The sequence below is a fragment of the Chryseobacterium sp. 2P genome, from assembly GCF_059579425.1.
This window is the reverse complement of the sequence record NZ_CM184194.1, coordinates 2,624,088-2,644,914: the sequence shown is the minus strand read 5'-3', so window position 1 is coordinate 2,644,914 and position 20,827 is coordinate 2,624,088. Positions and strand designations below refer to the sequence as shown.

Genomic DNA, 20,827 nt, shown 5'->3' with positions numbered 1-20,827 from the left:
TATGCCATTAACTAACCCTATAAATTCTTTTTTTGTACAATCTCTCACGACGGGTGTCGACTGGGAAATTGGAACTTCTTTTCCTCCCAATATTCCAATTAATATAGACTGTTACCGTAACGGTCCGGGATATACCAATTATAAAATTACGCTTGTTGCTAATGTTGGTAATACGGCTTTGGATGTTGTTTACTTTTCTGATGGAACGAATACCATAGATTTTTTTACAAAAAATTCCGGAATCTGGAATCAGGATGTTTTTGCCTGTTTTGACAATTTAAGCAGTCTTTCTCAAGGAAACTATCCGGTAGATATTATTGTTACACTTTATGGAATCAGTGGTGGCGCAGAAATTCTTTTGAATTCGGGATCAGTTTACTTTGATCTTAATGTAAACGGTCAGATAGATAATATCTCTACTGATAAAGCGGAATATACGCTTATATTTGATCGCCAGTCTGACGCTCTTTCAGGAGATCTTAACGTTAATATTTTGGATAACGTTAATAATGCCTCTTTAGGTTTTTTTAATAATCTTGAAATTTTCAAAAATAAGAATCCTATCATCAATGATACTTTTGTTTTGGAGCCGAAAACACCTTTAGCTACAAATTCAAATTTACCAATTGAAGGAGAATATAATATCAGTTCTTATATATTTAAAAATATTGTAGGGGGAACTTCAGTAAAGCTTAAGACTTTTGATATCCAGCTTTTTGTTTTAAATTCAAACCTGCTCGTATCGCCTAACTTTTTGCAATTCACATTACAGCAGGTTAACTCTGAAACAAAATTTGATGTTGTAAAAATAATTAATCCATACAATATTCCTTTTACGATATCGGGACCGTATTGGTTAACTTTTTCAGCGAATTCTGGCTCAGGAACTACCAATATTACTGTGACTACTTTAAATTCCGCCATTCTTCCGGTGGGAGAAGCTACTGGAGATATTGTTATCAGTTTCGGATCCTCCTCAACAAAAATAATACCTGTAAAATTAAATGTAATCAGTTTCATATATCTTACAGGTTTGGAACTATATAATTTTTGCCTGGATGATAAAATACTTAATTTTAACAGAAGGGAATTATTAGCAAGATTTGTAAGATCTACTCTCTCAATAAAATTCAGAACTGAGATTGAAATCGTAACAATGACTGTTCCTTTAGTGGTTCCATATTTCAATGACAAAGCATCGTTCGATTTGGGAAAAAAGATTCATCAATATTTTTTACGACTTAAAAAGTCTGTTCTTATGGAGCCTAAAAAGCCAAATGTTTTTGATAATAAAGTTTGGATGTATCCCGCTGAAGTCTCAATCTTAGTAGAGGAGCTGGATGTGGATTATAATGTAGTTCACACAGATAACGTTTCGCAGATTAAATTTTATCCGGGTAAAAAGCCTAAAGCTTTCCCTTTGCTTTCCGATAATTTAGTGAAACAAAGAGTTATAGGGTCTAAATATATTTTTTCTTACATTCAAGGATTACTTGATTCTGAAAAAATATCAATGGCAGCTCCAAATGCCTTAGAAGATGGACTGATAGTAAGAGTAAAGATTGAAGATGACGAAAATAAAATAATTTTTCCAAAAAAGAAGATTTTTGAAATTGCCGACAATAAGCAGCTTATTTATTATACGATTCCGAATAACGGACCGCAACTCATTCATATACAATATGAGAATCAAAACCTATGTCCCGAATCATTTTTCTTCACAGGTCACATTAAAAAGAATCCTGAATATTCTCAGATTTATAGTCAGAGTGTAATCACCTCATTACAGGAAAAATATGATGTTAAAAAGGTTACGATCTGGAATATTAACACTGGTTTTGTTGTAAAGAAATGTGTCCCGGAAATCGGGCAGATTGTGGAAAGCAGATTATCTTATCTTGAATGTGGTGGTGTTGTTTATCGTGGATTTTTCATTACTCAGAAATTGGTAGAAGAGGATTCCTCTTTAGAATTAGTTCAGTTTGATTTAGAATTTTTATTGTTAGAATAATGGAAATTAAGTTTTATACAGAAAAGTTTGTTTTGGATTTATCAGATGTTAAATTCAGTACTCAGGAAGAAAATTCCATGATGAGCGATAAGACATTTACTAAATTCTTTTTCCCGTTCGAGGTTAATATTGATGATAAACTTTATCATACATTGGGAGATTATGTAAGTCATGAAAGCAAGGATCTGGAAACTTCAATAGATGGATATCTTTTTCACGAAAATAAAACCTTTCAGGCTAAACTTGATATTCAGAATGTTGAAGGTAATATTCTCACCGGCCAGATAGATTATGGACTTGAGGAAATTCCCAATTTTGATAAGAAACTCAGCGAGCTTCCGACTGAGAAGTTTGAAGTTTCAGATATATATGCATTTGCCGAAGCTTGTGTTTTAAAGAAATGGCCTCAAATCAATTATAATTTCCCTAGAATTTTTACTAAAAAATATTCTTCAGATAGTGGTTTGTGGGATGCTTTCGACGGATATTATAATGATAGTACTATAGAAAATGGTGTTTGTAAATTCAAAAGAAATTACATAAACAGTAGTGGTAATATCTTCAATGTAAATATTGTTCACCCTTGTCCACATCCGATATATCTCTTAAAGGTAGGTTTTAGAGATGCCGGTTACGAATTGTTAGGAGATATTTTAACGGATCCGGATTTGCAGGATCGATGGGTCTTCTCCGGAACGGAAGTTTTTACTAAAAAATCTCAAATAAGTTTGTCTGCAGTTTATACTCAAATGGATTTCGATTCTAGTGAAAAAACACAGCTTGTCATTGGTAACAGCGCATATACTGCCTACAAAAGATCTTATGATAAAACAATAGGGGCTTTAAAACCGGGTAATTATAAAATTATGGGAAGTTTTACTTATAAAACCAATCCGGGAGATACTGTAAGGCTAAAGATTTATATAAATGGATCAGAAGTATTCAGTTTCGAAAAATATTGGAGTAATAGCTATGTAGAAACAATAAGTCTTGAAAAAACCGTCCCTTTAAATCTTTCCGCTAATAATTCAATTCGTTTTTATGCTTATTTCATTCCGCTTGATCCTGATGCTTCAGATTATAATGTAATGGATTTTCACCTTTTTTCAGATGTTCTTGTTGATGAAAATGCGACTGACGAAGATAATGGAGTTGTTATGAATTTAAATGAAATCAATTTATCAAAGGCTGTTCCGGACATGACATTCGGAGATTACGTTAATACTATTAAAAATTGGTTCAATTACGACCTGGAAGTATCCGGAACAAAAATTTATATGAACCGGTTGGGTAACTCAGAGCCTATTTCTATTAACGATTTTAGAGAATTTGAAGTGGAAAAACCCAAGAAAACCTTTTTGCAGAAAAGATCATTTCTTCACAAATTTTCAGATTTGGATGATGGCTATAAAATGGATAGTATTTTATATGATATCAAAGGGGTTAAGATCAATGGTTCAAAAAATAAAGATACAAAGGAAATTGAAGTTAATGGATATCCTCTTCCAGTGCTTAAGCCTAAAGATAATAGTGTGGCTACTGCTATAGTAAAAAAAGATTCTATGGATGTCTTAGCATTGGTTTTTTATGATGGATTGGTTAATGGACAGAATAATTCTAAAAATGTTCCCGGATGTGCTCATCCGGAATTATTTGATAAGAATTGGAAATCCTGGCTGAGAAGACGAATTAGGGGATATCAATACGAATGGGAAAGAGAAGTAAATGCTGAAAAGTTTGGATTGGTAAATATTAAAGATTCACAATTTTGTTATAATAATATTCATTTGATTGTATCGATGAATAAAGATAAAATCGGTGACAATACTTATAAGGTTAGTATTGTCACCGAAACTATTAATTAATCCATAATGAATGTTGCCATATTCGACTCTTTTTCTACAATGTGAACATAAATCATGCTTGTAAGTATGCTTGAGTGATTGAGTATATGTTGTAAATCTCTTACATTGCCACCTTTTCTAAGAAAGTTGGTGGCAAATGTATGCCTTCCTGTATGCATCGAAACATTTTTTTTGATATTTATCTTTTCTAATTTCATTATATTTTTTAGAGTCCTATTAATATAATTTGGATGCAAATGTTCAACAAACAATGCAGGTAATCTGTCAACAATTGATTTTGCTGTATTGTTAAGAACAATAGTATGGTTTTTATCTGTTTTTTCAGAAGCAAATGTTATCGCATTTCCTTTAAGGTCATATCTTTTTAATTTTTGAATTTCAGAAACTCTCAAGCTCGTATAACAAGCAAATAAAAAATATCCTAAACTCAGCGAATGATAAGGATCTATTTCATCGCTGAAATAATAATTTTTTAGAATTTCGACCTCACGAATACTTAGATTTGTTTTATTGCCAGTCATTGAACCTACTTTTAGGTCATCCATATCGAAATTTATAAAAAGTCCATGTTTTCTAGCAAGATTTAGATATTTTTTGATTGTTTTAATATTGCTTGCTATTGTAGTATGCTTGTTGCCGTTTTTATAAAGGTAACCTCTATAATCTTCGAAAAACCCTAAAGTAATATTGTTAAAAGGCAGAGGATTTTTGTAAGTTTCGAGTTTATTTAGTACAGACCTCGCATGTCTTTTTGTAGGCTCTTTTGTAGCAACTTGTTCAATATGATGTCGCATAAAAGATATAAAATCATATTTGGGTGTTTTACTGAAAAATTCATTTCTGAAGGTCTTGATATCTAAAAAGTAGCCCTTAGATAGTCTATATTGTATTTTTATTTCTGTAGCTTTGGAATCCATATTATCAAGTGAGAGGTTGATATCTTCAGTATCAAACTTTTTTTTCACTCTTCTGTTTTCATTATCCCAATATTCTGGTTTTATATAAAGACCAGTGGGAATTCTTTCTCTCTCTTTATTAATTGAAACGTCATAAAAAATTTGACATTTTCCATCTTTTCTTTTGTAGTTGTTTAGGTAAAAATGTGTGCTGATTGTCATAAATTTATTTTTTGTGACAAGCTTTGTGACAAGAAATGAAGGTCTGTTCTGAGCCATGTTAATAATGTTTTTAAATTAAAATTACTGGCCGGAATCGTTGTGACAACTTTGTGACAAAAGGATAAAAGAAAACAGGTTAACTCCTAAATCACAGTACTTCAGATGCTGAAATAAGCTTGATTTAATAGTTAACCTGTTATTTTTGTGACCTTGACGAGCGTATCTTCAAACACTTTTATCGATGATTTGGTTCGTTTGAGTCAAATTAAAAAAGAATTGCAAAGCTCATTTTTATTAAATAATTTCTTTTAGTTATTATCTAAAGCAATTTAATTCTAAGAATCATTAAAAATCAGCAATGGAATAATAAATATCCATTTGGCTGCGTTGGTCTTGTACCCATAACCGAAGAAATATCGAAACATTTGGTGGAAGATTTGGAAAGAATTTCTGAAATATTACCTGGAAAATACTCCCAAAAAAAGAAGAATTAGTTAATATATTGAGTATGCTAAAAATGTCTTATTAAAATTTAATTATTTGCAGGGTACTGTCCGTTGAAATATTTTTATTTTTGAATATTTTTCAGGTATAGTATTTCAATTATTTAATTTCCTTAAATCTGAAGGTCTCGATCTGGTAAATTCGCGGAAAGTATCACTAAATGAGCTTACAGAATTATAACCCACGTTATATGCAATTTCATTAATGGACTTATTTGTATTAAGAAGAAGTTCAATGGCCTTAATAATTCTTAAAGTTTTTAAGTATTGGAGAAAAGAAATATCCAAATCTGTTTTAAAAAGACGCGATAGAGAGCGTTCACTCAATCCAAATTTTTTACTTATACTAGCAAGACTGTGTTTTTCTTCTATTGTACATTCAAGATAAGAAACAATATTCCTAGTCATCTTGTTTTTGGTGGCAGGAAGAATAATGGGCAAGGGTTGTTGATGGGTTTTGGGTAGAATTTTTTTTAATGCTACTAAAAATTCAAAATTTTCATCAGTAGATATTACATGTCTCTCATCCCATATTTCAGTATACTTGATCATTTGTATTAAAAGTTCTGTGGCAGGATAAATACCAAGACGACTGAAAAAAGGATCAGACAAATCGTCATGAGCAAAGAAATATAATGATCGTAATACTGTTGCAGAATGACCAATTTGTAAAATATGTTCCAAACCCTGCGGAATCCAGAAGAAATGTCTTGCGGGAACAACATATGTCCGATTATTTATAGTAATATAAGCGATACCTCCTTCAACATAACTAAGTTGTCCTTTGGTATGTCTATGAACCGGGATCAATTTTTCAGATTTTTCATGCATTACAAATACACTTTTATCGTTCTTATCAATATCTGGTAGTGAATTAATTAATCCCATACTAATGTTGTATTTATTGATAACAAAGATAATGAATTTGGCCGGAATCATGAAAAGAATGACTATTGTCGATAAATTTTTTTTATGTAAATAATGTAGATTTGCAATACAATGATTCTAAAATTTTCAATGAAAAATTATCTCACTGGATTTCTAATGTTTGGAATAACTTTTTCGACTTGGGCCCAGAGTTCTGTTTGGAATGCAGACACATTAAAACTCTCACTAAAAGACGCTTGGAACAAAGCAGAGGAACACAGTCGCGATATTAAGATAAAACATTTGGAAGTGGGTATTTCTGCTGAAGAAGTAAAAGATCTTAGAGCGGAGCGGCTTCCCGAAGTGCAGATAAAAGGAAGTGCAGAAAAAGCAAGCAATATACCGATTTATGAAAATGGCTTATTTTCAAAACCAAGTCAACATGAAGTAATACATACACTCTACAGAGCAGGTGCTGATTTTTATCTTAATCTCTATAATGGAAATAAACTTAATCTACAAATTAAAGAAGAAAAAATACTTCACGAGATTTCTGAAATTAAGAGAGAGCAAACTGTTTCTGATATTCACTACAAGACGGCTGCTTTGTATTTAGACTTACAAAAAATATTAATTTTCAGAAAACTTATAAAAGAGGATATTGAAGACCAAAAAAAACAGCTGAAAGAAATACGTAGCTTATTAAAAAACGGTGTTGTACTAAAGAGTGACGTTTTGAGAATAGAGCTTGAGCTCTCCAGACGTGAAATGGCATTAATTACGATAGAAAATGATATTCTTATTGCTACTCAAAAACTGAATATTATTATTGGAGTTCCTGACGAACAAATTGTAGTTCCAGACGAACCGACTTACATTTGGAACAATACCACCTCCTACGAAGAATATTTAAAAACGGCCTTAGAACATTCATTTGATTATCACATTTCAGAACACAAAACAGAGCTCAGTAAAATAAAAATAGATCAAATTAAAGCTAATGTAAGACCCAAAATTGGAATGTATGGAGAATTTTATTATGCAAATCCACAAATTTTCTTATTTCCTTACAATCCATATTGGTATTCTTTGGGGGTAATAGGGTTAAGAGCATCTTTCAATTTATCATCTTTTTATCATAATACCCATAAGGTAAGAGCTGCCAAAATAGAGTTTGAAAAAGAAGAAGAAAGTTATAAAAATACCGAAGATAAGGTAAGACAACAAGTAAAAGAAGCTTACCTGAGGTATCAGGAGGCTTTAGAACAGATAAAAGTTGCTGAGGCTAATCAGGCTCATGCGAAAGAAAATGCAAGAATTATTAAAAATACTTACTTTAATCAGACTTCTTTAATTACAGATTTGTTAGATGCAGATGTACAACTTCTGCAGACAAAGTTCGAGCTTGAAGCAGCAAAAATAATGGCACAAAATAAATATTACTTACTACAAAATATAATAGGTATTTTATAAATCATGAAAAAAAAATATACGGTAACTGATAGATTTGTTACTAAAATTACAGGGTGGATTGCAAGTTTAATTCTTTTGGGGCTTATAGTTTGGGGGGGAGGATCCTTAATGGATTATTATAAATATGAGCAAACAAATGATGCACAAATACAAGAGTATGTTAATCCTGTTATTTCTAGGGCTGGAGGCTTTATAGTTGATGTTAAGTTTGAAGAAAATCAAAACGTAAAAAAGGGAGACACAATTTTGGTGATTGATAATAGAGAATATGTTCTTCAACAAGAACAAACACAAGCATCTCTTGCAAAAGCTGAGGCTCAGCTTGTCGTTTTAGGAAGTACAATTAATACATTGGAAAATGAAGCTTATTCTTCTCAAGCACAGATTGCCGCAAATAAAGCGAAGGTATGGAAACAAGGATTGGATTATGATAGATATCTGAAACTATATAATGAAGAATCTGCTACTAAACAACAAGTCGAAAAAGTTCAGGCACAACTTGATGTAGATAAAAGTGAATATAGATCATCTCAAGAAAACTACGCTGCATCAGTTTCAAAAATAGAAGATATTCGCGCAGAAAGAAATGTTGTAAAGGCTGAAATTCAAAGGTTGAAATCATTGCTAAATAGACATAAATTAGATGTTACTTATACGTACATTACAGCTCCTTATAATGGCAGAATGGGAAGACGTACAGTTGAAGTGGGTCAAATGATTGATGCAGGGGAAACTCTTGCTTTTATTGTAAATGACGATACAGATAAATGGGTCGTTGCAAATTATAAAGAAACTCAAATTAAAGATATGAGAATAGGTGATGAAGTAAAAATTATCGCAGATGCATATCCTGAAAAAGAGTTTAAAGGAACTATTATTTCTCTTTCACCTGCTACGGGTTCTAGTTTCTCGTTACTCCCACCTGATAACTCTACAGGTAATTATGTTAAAATTGTTCAACGTATACCCATAAGAATACGAGTAGATGGTTCGAGGAAAGAAATAGATGTTTTAAAGGTAGGTATGAATGTTAACGTATTTGCGTCTAAAAAGCATAGTTAAATGAAGACAGCAATCCCAATATTTAAATCTTGGATTCCTGACTGGATGGTGAAAATAGTACTTTTCAGTATGACCCTACCTGGAATTGTGATTTTCTTTCTTCCTCTAGCTAACATCAATGCAGCAGCAGGCTATTATGGAAGTGAACCCGCAGATATGCAGTTTGCAGTGGCTCTTTTTTACGCCGGATACGTAGGATTTTATTCTCTGGAAAGAAGGTTCTTTACTTTTCTAGCTGCGAAAGAATATTTTATAATTTTTACTACTCTGCAAATGCTTGCTTGTTTGGTATGTTACATTACAAAAGATGTTTATATATTATTTCCCGTAAGGTTTATACAAGGAATGTTGTTTGCATCCAATGTGAATATCTCTTTATCTTTAATGTTTACAAGGTTGAAAAGTGAACGTGCGAGAGAAATTGGTTTTTCAGTATTTTTTGGAACTTTGCTCTGTGCTTTGCCTTTCAACAATTTGGTTACCGCGGAATTAATAGATTCTTACAACTTTAACATCGTTTATAAGTCTGCAATATTCTCCTTCTTTCCGGGTTTACTGTTTATAATAACAGGAATGAATTCATCTCGGTTACACGTTAAATTTCCTTTATACAAATTGGATTGGCAAAGCTTTGTAATGTACAGTGCTATTCTGTCACTTTTAGGTTATATTACCATATTTGGACAAGAGTACTATTGGATTGATGATGTCAGGATTTCCGGTAGTGTATTAGCTATTATAATTCTGTTAATTATTTCTATATTTCGTCAGAAATCATTGAAGCGACCCTATATCAATTTACGTATTTTTTCTTATCGAAATTGTAAAGTAGGTTTAGTTGTGCTTTTTGTTATGTATATCTGTCGGTTTGCGTCAGGTATTACCAATAGCTATTTCACGGGAGTATTGAAGTTTGATCCTTTTTACCTCTCTTACATGAATGTTTTTAATATTTTAGGGATAATAGCTGGAGTTATCATTTCTGCTGCGATGATTCTGCAGAAAAAAAGAATCAGAAATATTTGGTTATTAGGATTTTGTTTATTGTTTGTTTTCCACGTAAGGATGTATTATCTTTTTGATATACAAGCTGATGAATTTAATTATTTTCTACCATTATTTCTTCAGGGAATGGGTGTAGGTTTTATTATGGTACCCACAATTGTTTATATTATTGCCTCTGTACCAGTCTCGTTAGGTCCATCTGCTGCTGCTGCTGCATTAGCTATAAGGTATTTTGGTTATGCTGTAAGTATTGCTATTATAAATTATTTCGAGCTTTTCAGAAAAAGCATGCATTATAATGCTTTTCAGGATCATTTAACAAAAATAGATCCTATGGTAAAAAACTTTTTGCATAAGCAAAATACAAAACTTAGTACCAAAGGTATGCTGAAGGGAATATCTTCTAAAGCTTCTGAGAAATTACTTATTAAAAATCTTAGTACTCAAACACAGATCCGTTTTGCTATGGATTATTATGAGATGATGGCTATTTTCTTATTAATCATTATGGTGCTTATTGCAATATTCCCGTATGTTAATAGGACTCGTGTATATCTCAGATCCAGAAGACTTTCACCGGCTTAAACTTTTTAATTAATACTTATATTATGAAATTAAAACATATATTAATTAGTCTTTTGATATTAAATGGTCTCTTTTCCTGTAATAATGATGACAATACTTTTCATCTGAAAACAGTGAAGCTTCTTGAATATTCAAAGAATCTACCCGAACAAAAGCTGTATATAAAAGCTTTTTCTGATGATTTACCAGAGTCGATTGCGCAAACTGAAGAATATCCAAGTACATTACCATTGCCGGCAACTCTAAAAATGTATCCTTCACCAAATATGAACCTATACGGAAAAAAATATCACTTGGAGCTTTGGGGCGGGATTTCAGGATTGATTGGAAGGTGTGATATTGATATGGATGACTATAAAATTGTTTTCCCTATTGATATGGAAATTGAAAACGAGAGTTTAAGTATTTCGATGCAAGGTACCTGGGAATAAGAATAAAACAAGTATGGAGGAAATAAGAATTTTTAGTGAAACTATATCAGAACTCTTAGACAGTGGGTATCTTTTACAAAATGAACTAACGGAATATTTAAATTTAATAAAAAATATTAAAACAGAAGGTTCTGAAATTCCAGCTTCTGGGTTCAAAGTTGATAAAATATATAAATGTTATGACGATAATTCTGAAATAATTTATGTTTTTGCAATATCAAATTCAAATAACAATATAAAAGGAATAACTACTTCAATTCGCGTAGATGAAAACATTATTGAGTTCTCGGAATTGTTCAAGAAAATTAGAAAAGGAATAGAGAAATTCGGAAATTATGTTTTTGGAATAAATAATAATAAAATATTTTAACAATTAATTTAGTATCACTTATGATTAATTTTCAACAAATTAATTAAAATTAATCATAAGATTGCGTAATGCAATCTTATGACCGAAAGTGAATAAATTAAGAGTTATTCTATATTTTGAGCCTTTAATAGCTTAAGAAATTTTTAGAATAGCTTTTATTATTTTTTCGGTGGATTACTATGGGCTACTTTTCAAAAAAAATCTAAGATAGTAAACAGGCATATAAGAAGACAGGTTATAGTTTTTATATGAATCAATTTTCTTGTGTTTTTGTTCGTAAAAACGGATTTTCATCTTCCATCAAGTCTTTGACCTTTGAAACAATAGTTTGTAGATATTGTAAACAAAATTTTGACTTTTCAATCACGATCTTGCATAAAGATCTAGATTCTGCTATTATATCAAAATTCTATTTGCGTATTAATTCTTTTGACTTTTATTTTTTCATTATCAATCGAAACAATGATCAAAATTTCTTTTTCGTTTATGACAAAACACAAATAAATTTGTACACTGAACAATAGTCTTGATTCTTTAAAACAAATTACTGAACAGGTTGTCTGGTAAAGAATTGTAATTTAACAGTTATAAACAATGCGAATATGTTTTGTTTTATCTTAAAAAAAAAGTATCTAATTCTTTGTTGATGAGTATGGAATATTGTGATTAAAACAAGTTTTTTATGTTGAGAAAATACGATTTGTTCAATCTGACATTACATCAAGTTATTGAAATATTTTAAACTAAATTAACGTAGTTCATTAAAAAAAGAGTACCTATCCAGTTTCATCTTTTTAAATGTATGTGTGAATAGGTGATAAATTAATGACTAAAGCTATAGTTTAAAACACTTTTAATATTGGCTACGTTTGCTATGATGACTTTTAAGGTATTTGTAATTTAAAAGGCCCTTCAAAGTAAGTCTGATAAGAATCAATTAACTTCCCATTTAAATCATATACACCTATAGTAATATTCTGTTTGGAAAGATTCATTTGTGATTCTGGAAAGCTGATGTTGATGGTTCCTTTTGATATTTTATCACGATCTACGACTATTTTACTAGAAGCACTATAATTAATTTCAGCATGTGCCGGTTCGATAACTTTTATAGTAACAATTTTTTTATTATTTGTCTTATTAAGAAATGTGTAATTATACGTATTGATAATTTTTCCTTCTCTTACAAAAAATGTACTACCTGCAGGTTTGATAAACTTCGCTTCCATATCACCTCTGCTTGACAGAAGGAATCCAAGGAACCCGATCAGCAATATCAGAATTGCTGCAAAACCTTTCATTCTGCTAGTAAACTTATAAGGAGTCCCGGTCTCAATCTCTTTTTCTGATGCGTATCTGATCAAACCTTTTGGCAAACCTACTTTTTCCATTATTTCGTCACATGCATCTATACATGCAGTACAATTTACGCATTCCAATTGCTGTCCGTCTCTAATATCGATTCCAGTAGGACAAACTGCAACACATTGATAACAATCGATACAATCACCTTTTCCTGTAACTTTTCTGTCTTCCCCTTTTCTCCATTTAGAGCGGTTTTCACCTCTTTTGAAATCATAAAATACATTAATAGTTTCCTTATCAATTAGTACACCTTGTAACCTTCCATATGGACAAACCAATGTGCAAACCTGCTCTCGAAACCATGCAAATACAAAATAAAAAGTGGCTGTAAAAAGAATCATAACAATAAAGTTGGTGATGTTCTCAAATGGTCCTTCCGAGATAATTTTAAACACTTTTTCGTAACCAACAATATACATAAACATAATGTGGGTTATGATGAGAGAAATGATAATATAAATAGACCATTTTAGAGTCCTTTTCCAAATTTTTTCAGTATTCCATTCCTGTCGATCAAGTCTCATTTGTTTATTGCGATCACCCTCAATCCAAAACTCTATTTTTCGGAAGACTGATTCCATAAAAATTGTTTGAGGGCATATCCAACCACAAAAAATTCTTCCAAAGGCAATAGTAAAAACAATAATGAAAATAAGAGAAGCAATAGCACCTAGGGTAAGAATAAAAAAATCCTGCGGATAGAAAGGTTGCCCCGCAATAAAATATTCTCCATTAATGACATTTAACAAAAAGAAAGGGTTTCCATTAATTTTAATAAATGGAATGACAAAGTACATAATCAAAAGAGTATAACTTACTAGATCTCTGTAATTAGTGTATTTACCCTTTGGTTTTTTTGGAAAAACCCATTTTCTCTTACCTGATTGTTCCATTGTTCCTATAGAATCTCTATAGGTCTCAGGGTTTAAAACTTGCCCCTGTCCGCCGCGAACGACTTCTTCATTTATTTCTGACATTTCAGTGTTAGTATATATAAATTGTAATTCTTATTGATCATCACGGAGGGGAGCACGCTCTGCTTCATGATAAAATTTTTTTGGTCTTGTGAAAACATAAAGTATGAGAATAACAAAAAAAAAATAAAAAAATAATCATGGATAACGTTTGATAAAATCCTGCATAATCAGTATTTGCTAAAATGTCTTTAAAGTTTTGAGTAATCATTTCATGTATATTTAATTGTTACCAGCTGTTTTTATATCGCTTGTTTTTATATCTGTACCTAATCTTTGCAGATAGGCTATAAGAGCTATAATTTCTTTCTTTTCTAGTTCACCTTGTGGCCTTTTGGCGTAGGCTTCTTTCAAGTCTGTAGCCTCCGAAAAAATATCTTTCACTATTATAGATGCCTGATTATCGGCCCATTTATCAGCTGAATCAATTTGGGCTTTTGTGTAAGGTACATCAAATGTATTTTTCATAAATTTTAGCTTATCGATCATTTTAGATCGATCTAAATTATTGGCTATTAGCCATGGATATCGAGGCATGATAGAACCGGCGGATGTGGACCTAGGGTTATACATATGTTTATAATGCCAAGAACTTGGGTTTTTACCACCTTCTCTATGTAAATCTGGTCCTGTTCTTTTTGAACCCCAAAGGAATGGTCTGTCATAAACAAATTCCCCAGCCTTAGAATACTGGCCGTTTTTGCCATTAAATCTTACAATCTCATCTCGGAATGGTCTTACAATTTGAGAGTGACAGGCATTACAGCCTTCGCGGATGTATAAATCTCTACCTTCTAATTCTAATGGGGAATATGGTTTTACCGCTGAAATTGTCGGTATATTTTGTTTAAGCATTAAAGTTGGTATAATTTCTACAGCTCCTCCAATTGATACTGCAATAAAAGATAACACTGTGAATAAGACGGGCAATCTTTCCAACCAAAGATGGATACCTTCTCCCTCTTTCCTTTTATTACTAATATTGGCTAAGGCCGGTGCTTCGGCAGGCACTTCTTTTTGGAAAGAGCCTTTTCTAATAGTAGCTGTAAGATTAATGACCATTAAGATAGCACCTGAAAAGTAAAATAACCCACCTAAAAATCTCATTTTAAAATAAGGGATAATTGCCGTTACTGTATCTAACCAGTTTTTCCATAATAATGTCCCATCCGGGTTAAATTGTTTCCACATTAATCCTTGTGTAAATCCTGAAATATACATTGGTACTGCGTAGAAAATAATTCCTAAAGTTCCTAACCAGAAATGCCAGTTCGCCAGCTTAACAGACCATATTTTTGTTCTCCATAGAATTGGAATAAGGTAGTAGATCATCCCAAAAGCCATAAAACCATTCCATCCTAATGCTCCAAGGTGAACATGACCTATCACCCAGTCGGTAAAATGACCAATTTTGTTGATGTTTTTAGTTGCCAGTAGTGGTCCCTCAAAAGTTGCCATACCATAACAAGTAACTGCAACGACAAAGAATTTTAAAATAGGATTTTCTCGTACTTTATCCCAAGATCCTCTCAGAGTCAATAGTCCATTCAGCATTCCTCCCCATGATGGGGCAATCAGCATAATTGAAAAACCAGTACCTACAGCTTGTGCCCATGCTGGTATTGCTGTATATTGAAGATGATGTGGTCCTGCCCAGATATACACAAAAATTAACGACCAGAAATGAATAATTGAGAGTTTATACGAAAAAACAGGCCGTTCGGCCGCTTTTGGTAAAAAATAATACATTAATCCCAAAATTGGAGTGGTTAAAATAAATGCAACTGCGTTGTGACCATACCACCATTGTACAATAGCATCTTTTACTCCAGCATAAGCAGAATATGATTTCCACCCCGTAAATGATAAGGGAACTTCAAGGTTATTGAATATGTAAAGCATTGCTACTGCAATCCAAGTTCCCAAATAAAACCAAATTGCAACATATAGATGTCTAACTCTTCTTCTTGTGATGGTTCCGAACATATTAAGTCCAAAAATTACCCATGAAAAAGTAAGAAGTATGTCGATTGGCCATTCATGTTCCGCATATTCCTTTGATGTATTGATTCCCATGAAGAAAGTAATAAATGTTACTACGACCATTAACTGCCACGTCCAAAAATGAATCCAACTTAATGTTTTGTTAAACATTTCTGTTTTTAATAGGCGAGGTACAGAGTAGTATACCCCAATAAAAAAGCTGTTACAAACAAATGCAAAGATTACAGTATTTGTATGCAACATTCTTATTCGACCAAATCCGAAGGCTCCATTAGTATCTATCAATGCTTGGATACCTCCGTTTCTCAAGATATGAATAGATTGGTCATCTGTCCCAAAAATGAATTCAGGCAGTTCAGGGTAAAACAAAAGCAGAGCTGCAGTCAGTCCAAAGACGAATCCTATTAACGCAAAAACTATTGTTGCATATAAAAATGCACGTACTATGGTGTTATCATAGTAAAAATTCTGTGTTTCCATTATGTTCAAAGTTAATATACCACTATCATTTATTTATGGTGTTAATCATCGAAAAAATAGCTATTTTTATGATGATTAAAATATTACAGCAATAAAGTATGAAGGAGGTTTATCCAACATTTGAAATTGAAGGTCTGTCGACGTGTAATTCAATTAATGAAGTATTTACCATTGATAGATTTTCAGAATTTTTAGATCAAAATCCTGGAACAACAAAAGTTCATCGCCATTCTTTTTATCATGTTACCTATTTTGTAAAAGGATATGGTGAAAATTTAATCGACTTCAAAACATACGACGTTGCTCCAGAAAAGATTTTTTTTATGCGTCCGGGACAGGTTCATAGTTGGAGATTGGATGAAAATACAGAAGGTTATGTAATTAATTTTTCCACTACTTTTTTTGATCAGTTGAAGATCAATTCTTCGTTAATTGATCAATTTCCATTTTTTAATTTATTTGAAAGTGACCAGATGGTAAATATTTCAAAGCAAAACCAACGTAAGTTGAAAGTTTGTTTTGAAAATATTATTACAGAAATGACCGACATTCAATCTTGGTCACAAATAATGATAGCATCTTTAATACTTCAGATTTGTGCACTTGCTGGAAAAGATACTATCTCCAAAACTATATTTATTAACACGAATTATAATTCTTTAATATTAAAGCAGTTTATAGAGATTTTAGAAACTAATTTTCATCAATATAAATTACCCAAAGATTATGCAACTTTTCTAAATATAACACCTAATCAATTGAACTTTATATGTAAGCAACAAATTAACCTATCAGCTGGTGAAATTATTAGAAATAGGATTATTCTGGAAGCTAAAAGACTTTTGGTGAATTTTGATTTATCAATTACAAATATTGCTGAAGCATTAAATTATTCAGACCCGTCTTACTTTGTGAAATTTTTTAAAAAATATACATCATTTACCCCCGAGGCCTTCCGAAAGCAATATTATAATAAGTATTAAAAATCATTCAATAGTATTATAAATTTAATAAATTACGATTAATAGAAATGATTTCTGAAAAACATATAAAAGATTATAATTACAATATCACGCAGTATAGTAGTGGAGATTTTATCTATGAGGAAAATTCAACCTGTAAGAGTTATTTTCAAATTATATCAGGAACGGTCAAGCTTAATAATTACAGTGAAGATGGAAAAGAATTCATTCAGAATATTATCAATGCACCACAAGGATTTGGCGAAGTCTTATTATTTATTAATGAAAAGTATCCAACTAATGCCATAGCCTTAACAGATTGTGATATTATACAGATTTCTTCCAAAGATTTTTTTAAACTGTTGACTGAATATCCTAAATATGCGATAGAAATTAACAAAAGCCTTTCACGCAGGTTATATTATAAAATGATCATGTCTCAACATATATTTTCTAATGACCCTACTACGAGACTTAAAACTTTAATGAATTATTTTAAGAATATCTATTGCATAGAAAATGGTTTAAATTCCGAATATATTGTTCCGTTAACCCGCCAACAGATGGCAAATCTAACCGGATTGCGTGTAGAAACTGTTATACGAACTATTAAATTAATGGAAAAAAATAATCTGCTGAAGATAAAAAAAGGATTAATTTACTATTAAATAAACTAACCAGTTGTGATTTCAATCATAATAGAAAATTAAGCATTCAAAGTAGTTTTAAGTAAATAAAGTTGTTTCTTTAAAACTTATACTATGGACGAACTTCTTAATGAGCCTGGTTTACAAATTACAATTGTTCTTTTTTTGATTCCCATCATTTTTGCACTTATTCTTATTTTAATAAGAGTAAATCGGATGATTTCTGATACATTGAAAAAAAAAGAACTTAAAAGGATATATGAGCATCTGAGTCATCTGCAGCCAGGCGAAATTTCTGCGTTGGAGGAACGAAAAAAAGAACTTGAATTCCAACTTTCAGGAAACGAACTTTCCGCAAATAAGCAAGTAAAAGACCCGCGTGGGTTAATAGACCAAGCAAATGAAATTCATGAAATCCGTTTTCTGCAAACCAAAAGAGAGGAGGGAAGGAATATTAAAATTCCGGATGAGGAAAAAAAATTAATCCTTTGGTTTCTTGGCACTAGTGTATTCTGGCTTTTTATGGGAACCACGGTTGGTGAATATCTTGGAATAAAATTTGTCGCTCCGGATGCTGACCATATCAGCTGGTTGAGTTTCGGAAGGCTTAGACCCGTACATACCAATATGGTTTTTTGGGGATGGGCATCTATGGCAATGGTAGGTTTCTCATATTATGTCATTCCAAGGGTGGGAAATACAAAAATTTTCAATCTTAAGATAGGATATGTGACTTTAATATTAATGAATTCTGCTGTATTTCTTGGTAGCGTTTGCTTAATGGCGGGAATCAATAATAGTGGCGGAGAGTACAGGGAATATATCTGGCCAGTTATGTTACTTTTTGCTACAGGAATTATAATTAGTATTTATAATCATATCAATACGATCGCGTTCCGAAAAACAGAAGAAATCTATGTTTCCAATTGGTATGTAGTCTCGGCTATGATGTTTGTTGTAGTCATATTGGTGGTTGCTTATCTTCCATTTTGGCAAGACGGTTTGGGAGAAACCATAACGCAGGGTTATTTTATGCATCAGGGGGTGGGGATGTGGTTTATGTTTTTCAATTTGGGATTAATGTATTATTTTCTTCCACAAGAGTTGAACAGTCCGGTGTACTCTTATAGTTTGAGTATACTTGCGTTTTGGACACAGATTTTATTTTATACTCTCATTGGGACACATCATTTTATTTTTAGTGCTATCCCATGGTGGATGCAGACTATTGCTATTGTTGCTAGTGTGGGCATGGTGATTCCTGTTGCAGCAGGCAGTATTAATTTTATGATGACAATTCGTGGATCATGGCATCGCCTGAAACTGAGTTATGTACTACCTTTTTATGTAGTTTCTATTATTTTTTACTTTACAGGCTCAATGCAAGGAACGGCAGAAGCTTTCAGATCTACCAATCTATTATGGCATTTTACTGATTTTACGGTAGCCCATTCACACTTAACGATGTACGGGATTATTACATTTATGCTATGGTCTTTCACTTATACCTTAGTACCAAGACTTACTTCATGTGAACCACCAAGTATTACCGTCGGATTACATTTTTGGTTAGCTTTGGTTGGGGTTTTAGTATATACCGTTTCACTAATGATAGGCTCTACAGAAAAAGGAATGATGTGGATGGAGAAACAACCGTTTATTGAAGGAGTTATGCATATGATGCCTTTCTGGCTCTGGAGAGCGATCGGAGGAACAATGATGTGGTTGTCACACATCATCTTTGCTTATAATTTTTACAGAATGATAAAGCCTAAAAAAGAAATTAAACTTCCTCAGACACCAGACGATATTTTAGAAATCATTCACAATAAAAAAACAAAAGCATAATGGATTTTTTTAGTGACCATAAGAAACTTTTTTCTTCAGCATTGGCATTTTTCCTTTTTCTGACCCTGTTTATATGCATATTTCCTGCATTGAACAACCAAAAAGTATATCAACCTTTACAGGGAAGTAAACCTCTTACAGAAGAAGAAAGCCGTGGGAAATCAATTTATATCCGTGAAGGTTGTGTAGCATGTCATACTCAGCAGGTTCGTAATGTAGACATGGACCAGGTATTCGGTAACCGTCCAAGCCTGGCTGTAGATTATGCCAGAAACAAAAGACTCAATCTTTTCCAGAATACTGCTACCCTCATGGGAACAGAAAGAACAGGTCCCGATCTTACCAATATCGGAGCCCGACAATCTAGTAAAGACTGGCAATACTCCCACCTATTCAACCCCAGATCTGTAGTTCCCCAATCGATCATGCCTTCTTATAAATGGTTATTCCTAATTAAAGATCAACTTGATCCTGGAGATAAGGAAATCAGTCTTCCTGACGCGTTTAAAAAAGGAATTAAAGGAAAAGTTGTTCCATCAAAAGATGCCAGTGACCTGGTGGCATATCTTCTCAGTCTTAAACAGACCGAACTTCCTAAGAGTACTCCGGCAAGAGAATTTTTGTACAAAAAAGAAGAGAAAAAAACTGAAGGAAGTGTTGGAGGAGATAATCTTCCTGATGGAGAAGCTTTATTTGTAGCCAATTGTGCCACCTGTCACCAGGCAACCGGAGAAGGAGTTCCGGGAGCATTCCCACCATTGAAAGGTGACAAAGTAGTCTTAGGAGATAATCTGGAACTGTATGTTACTATTATTATGAAAGGATATAACGGTCTGGCACCTCAATTTGGAGAAATGCCAGCAGTAGGGACCAATGCTAATTTCAAACCTGAAGATGTGGCTGCTATCATTAATCATGAAAGAACAAGCTGGGGAAATAATGGTAAGAAAGTAACTGCTGAAGAAGTAAAAACAATCATGGATAAAATAAAATAGTATGAAAAAATTAAAGTTTATAATCCCTATTTTTGTTCTTTGGACTGAATATGTTCAGGCTTGTGATGCTTGTAGACTTCAGCAACCCAAAATAACCCAAAACTTTACACATGGTACGGGTCCTGAATCAAACTGGGATTGGGTTATTGTGACAATTATTACAATAATTACCCTAGGAACATTGTTTTATTCTTTCAAATTCTTAATCAAACCAAACGAGAATAGCAAGAAACATATCAAAAATAATATATTGGATTTTTAA

The 20,827-nt window shown here is 32.3% G+C and carries 16 protein-coding genes; 12 read left to right on the top strand and 4 right to left on the bottom strand.

The window, feature by feature from the left end:
- The first annotated feature begins 1 nt into the window (after position 1).
- Both AC52CF_RS12040 and AC52CF_RS12035 read left to right on the top strand, forming a co-directional pair.
- Positions 2-2,011, top strand: coding sequence for a hypothetical protein (locus tag AC52CF_RS12040; protein WP_496517148.1), 2,010 nt, complete (start codon positions 2-4; stop codon positions 2,009-2,011).
- Positions 2,011-3,876: a hypothetical protein gene (locus AC52CF_RS12035; RefSeq protein ID WP_496517147.1), complete on the top strand. Its 1,866-nt coding sequence runs from the start codon at positions 2,011-2,013 to the stop codon at positions 3,874-3,876. Before AC52CF_RS12040 ends, AC52CF_RS12035 begins: the two co-directional genes overlap by 1 nt.
- Here AC52CF_RS12035 and AC52CF_RS12030 read toward each other — a convergent pair.
- Together AC52CF_RS12030 and AC52CF_RS12025 are read right to left on the bottom strand one after the other, a co-directional pair.
- On the bottom strand, positions 3,873-5,051 hold the full coding sequence (locus tag AC52CF_RS12030) for a tyrosine-type recombinase/integrase (RefSeq protein ID WP_496517146.1): 1,179 nt from the start codon (positions 5,049-5,051) through the stop codon (positions 3,873-3,875). The genes AC52CF_RS12035 and AC52CF_RS12030 overlap by 4 nt on opposite strands.
- Before the next feature lie 542 nt (positions 5,052-5,593).
- Positions 5,594-6,385, bottom strand: coding sequence for an AraC family transcriptional regulator (locus tag AC52CF_RS12025; protein ID WP_062676471.1), 792 nt, complete (start codon positions 6,383-6,385; stop codon positions 5,594-5,596).
- A gap of 129 nt (positions 6,386-6,514) precedes the next feature.
- On the opposite strand from AC52CF_RS12025, the gene AC52CF_RS12020 reads away from it, so the two are divergent.
- The 5 genes from AC52CF_RS12020 to AC52CF_RS12000 are packed head-to-tail and all read left to right on the top strand — an operon-like array spanning position 6,515 to position 11,290.
- Positions 6,515-7,837 (top strand): TolC family protein, encoded by a 1,323-nt coding sequence (locus tag AC52CF_RS12020; RefSeq protein ID WP_322924642.1) that lies wholly within the window; start codon positions 6,515-6,517, stop codon positions 7,835-7,837.
- Between the two features lie 3 nt (positions 7,838-7,840).
- Entirely contained in the window at positions 7,841-8,899 is a 1,059-nt protein-coding gene (locus tag AC52CF_RS12015) for an HlyD family secretion protein (RefSeq protein ID WP_496517145.1), read from the top strand.
- Positions 8,900-10,489, top strand: coding sequence for an efflux MFS transporter permease (locus AC52CF_RS12010; RefSeq protein WP_496517144.1), 1,590 nt, complete (start codon positions 8,900-8,902; stop codon positions 10,487-10,489).
- A gap of 23 nt (positions 10,490-10,512) precedes the next feature.
- Positions 10,513-10,920, top strand: coding sequence for a hypothetical protein (locus AC52CF_RS12005; protein WP_496517143.1), 408 nt, complete (start codon positions 10,513-10,515; stop codon positions 10,918-10,920).
- Between the two features lie 13 nt (positions 10,921-10,933).
- The gene (locus tag AC52CF_RS12000; RefSeq protein ID WP_496517142.1) at positions 10,934-11,290 is read left to right on the top strand and encodes a hypothetical protein; all 357 of its coding nucleotides are present in this window, start codon (positions 10,934-10,936) and stop codon (positions 11,288-11,290) included.
- Positions 11,291-12,174: 884 nt separating this feature from the next.
- Here the strand turns inward: AC52CF_RS12000 and ccoG are convergent.
- A complete protein-coding gene (gene ccoG / locus AC52CF_RS11995) occupies positions 12,175-13,632 on the bottom strand; it encodes a cytochrome c oxidase accessory protein CcoG (protein WP_414847018.1) in 1,458 nt (485 codons plus the stop codon).
- A 219-nt stretch (positions 13,633-13,851) separates the two neighbouring features.
- Entirely contained in the window at positions 13,852-16,113 is a 2,262-nt protein-coding gene (ccoN, locus tag AC52CF_RS11990) for a cytochrome-c oxidase, cbb3-type subunit I (RefSeq protein ID WP_496517141.1), read from the bottom strand.
- Positions 16,114-16,211: 98 nt separating this feature from the next.
- On the opposite strand from ccoN, the gene AC52CF_RS11985 reads away from it, so the two are divergent.
- From AC52CF_RS11985 to AC52CF_RS11965, 5 genes are all read left to right on the top strand, one after another.
- Positions 16,212-17,096 (top strand): AraC family transcriptional regulator, encoded by an 885-nt coding sequence (locus AC52CF_RS11985; protein WP_496517140.1) that lies wholly within the window; start codon positions 16,212-16,214, stop codon positions 17,094-17,096.
- Between the two features lie 47 nt (positions 17,097-17,143).
- A complete protein-coding gene (locus AC52CF_RS11980) occupies positions 17,144-17,743 on the top strand; it encodes a Crp/Fnr family transcriptional regulator (RefSeq protein ID WP_062676334.1) in 600 nt (199 codons plus the stop codon).
- A gap of 93 nt (positions 17,744-17,836) precedes the next feature.
- The gene (locus AC52CF_RS11975; RefSeq protein WP_496517139.1) at positions 17,837-19,570 is read left to right on the top strand and encodes a cbb3-type cytochrome c oxidase subunit I; all 1,734 of its coding nucleotides are present in this window, start codon (positions 17,837-17,839) and stop codon (positions 19,568-19,570) included.
- Positions 19,570-20,565: a cytochrome c gene (locus tag AC52CF_RS11970; RefSeq protein WP_496517138.1), complete on the top strand. Its 996-nt coding sequence runs from the start codon at positions 19,570-19,572 to the stop codon at positions 20,563-20,565. The genes AC52CF_RS11975 and AC52CF_RS11970 overlap by 1 nt, the downstream gene beginning before the upstream one ends.
- Position 20,566: 1 nt before the next feature.
- The gene (locus AC52CF_RS11965; RefSeq protein ID WP_322924663.1) at positions 20,567-20,827 is read left to right on the top strand and encodes a hypothetical protein; all 261 of its coding nucleotides are present in this window, start codon (positions 20,567-20,569) and stop codon (positions 20,825-20,827) included.

Coding starts and splice junctions, on each gene's coding strand:
- AC52CF_RS12035 (WP_496517147.1), top strand. CDS start 2,011: ATGGAAATTAAGTTTTATACAGAAAAGTTTGTTTTGGATTTATCAGAT.
- AC52CF_RS12015 (WP_496517145.1), top strand. CDS start 7,841: ATGAAAAAAAAATATACGGTAACTGATAGATTTGTTACTAAAATTACA.
- ccoG (WP_414847018.1), bottom strand. CDS start 13,632: ATGTCAGAAATAAATGAAGAAGTCGTTCGCGGCGGACAGGGGCAAGTT.
- AC52CF_RS12005 (WP_496517143.1), top strand. CDS start 10,513: ATGAAATTAAAACATATATTAATTAGTCTTTTGATATTAAATGGTCTC.
- ccoN (WP_496517141.1), bottom strand. CDS start 16,113: ATGGAAACACAGAATTTTTACTATGATAACACCATAGTACGTGCATTT.
- AC52CF_RS12020 (WP_322924642.1), top strand. CDS start 6,515: ATGAAAAATTATCTCACTGGATTTCTAATGTTTGGAATAACTTTTTCG.
- AC52CF_RS11975 (WP_496517139.1), top strand. CDS start 17,837: ATGGACGAACTTCTTAATGAGCCTGGTTTACAAATTACAATTGTTCTT.
- AC52CF_RS12030 (WP_496517146.1), bottom strand. CDS start 5,051: ATGGCTCAGAACAGACCTTCATTTCTTGTCACAAAGCTTGTCACAAAA.
- AC52CF_RS11985 (WP_496517140.1), top strand. CDS start 16,212: ATGAAGGAGGTTTATCCAACATTTGAAATTGAAGGTCTGTCGACGTGT.
- AC52CF_RS11970 (WP_496517138.1), top strand. CDS start 19,570: ATGGATTTTTTTAGTGACCATAAGAAACTTTTTTCTTCAGCATTGGCA.
- AC52CF_RS11965 (WP_322924663.1), top strand. CDS start 20,567: ATGAAAAAATTAAAGTTTATAATCCCTATTTTTGTTCTTTGGACTGAA.
- AC52CF_RS12010 (WP_496517144.1), top strand. CDS start 8,900: ATGAAGACAGCAATCCCAATATTTAAATCTTGGATTCCTGACTGGATG.
- AC52CF_RS12000 (WP_496517142.1), top strand. CDS start 10,934: ATGGAGGAAATAAGAATTTTTAGTGAAACTATATCAGAACTCTTAGAC.
- AC52CF_RS11980 (WP_062676334.1), top strand. CDS start 17,144: ATGATTTCTGAAAAACATATAAAAGATTATAATTACAATATCACGCAG.
- AC52CF_RS12025 (WP_062676471.1), bottom strand. CDS start 6,385: ATGGGATTAATTAATTCACTACCAGATATTGATAAGAACGATAAAAGT.
- AC52CF_RS12040 (WP_496517148.1), top strand. CDS start 2: ATGCCATTAACTAACCCTATAAATTCTTTTTTTGTACAATCTCTCACG.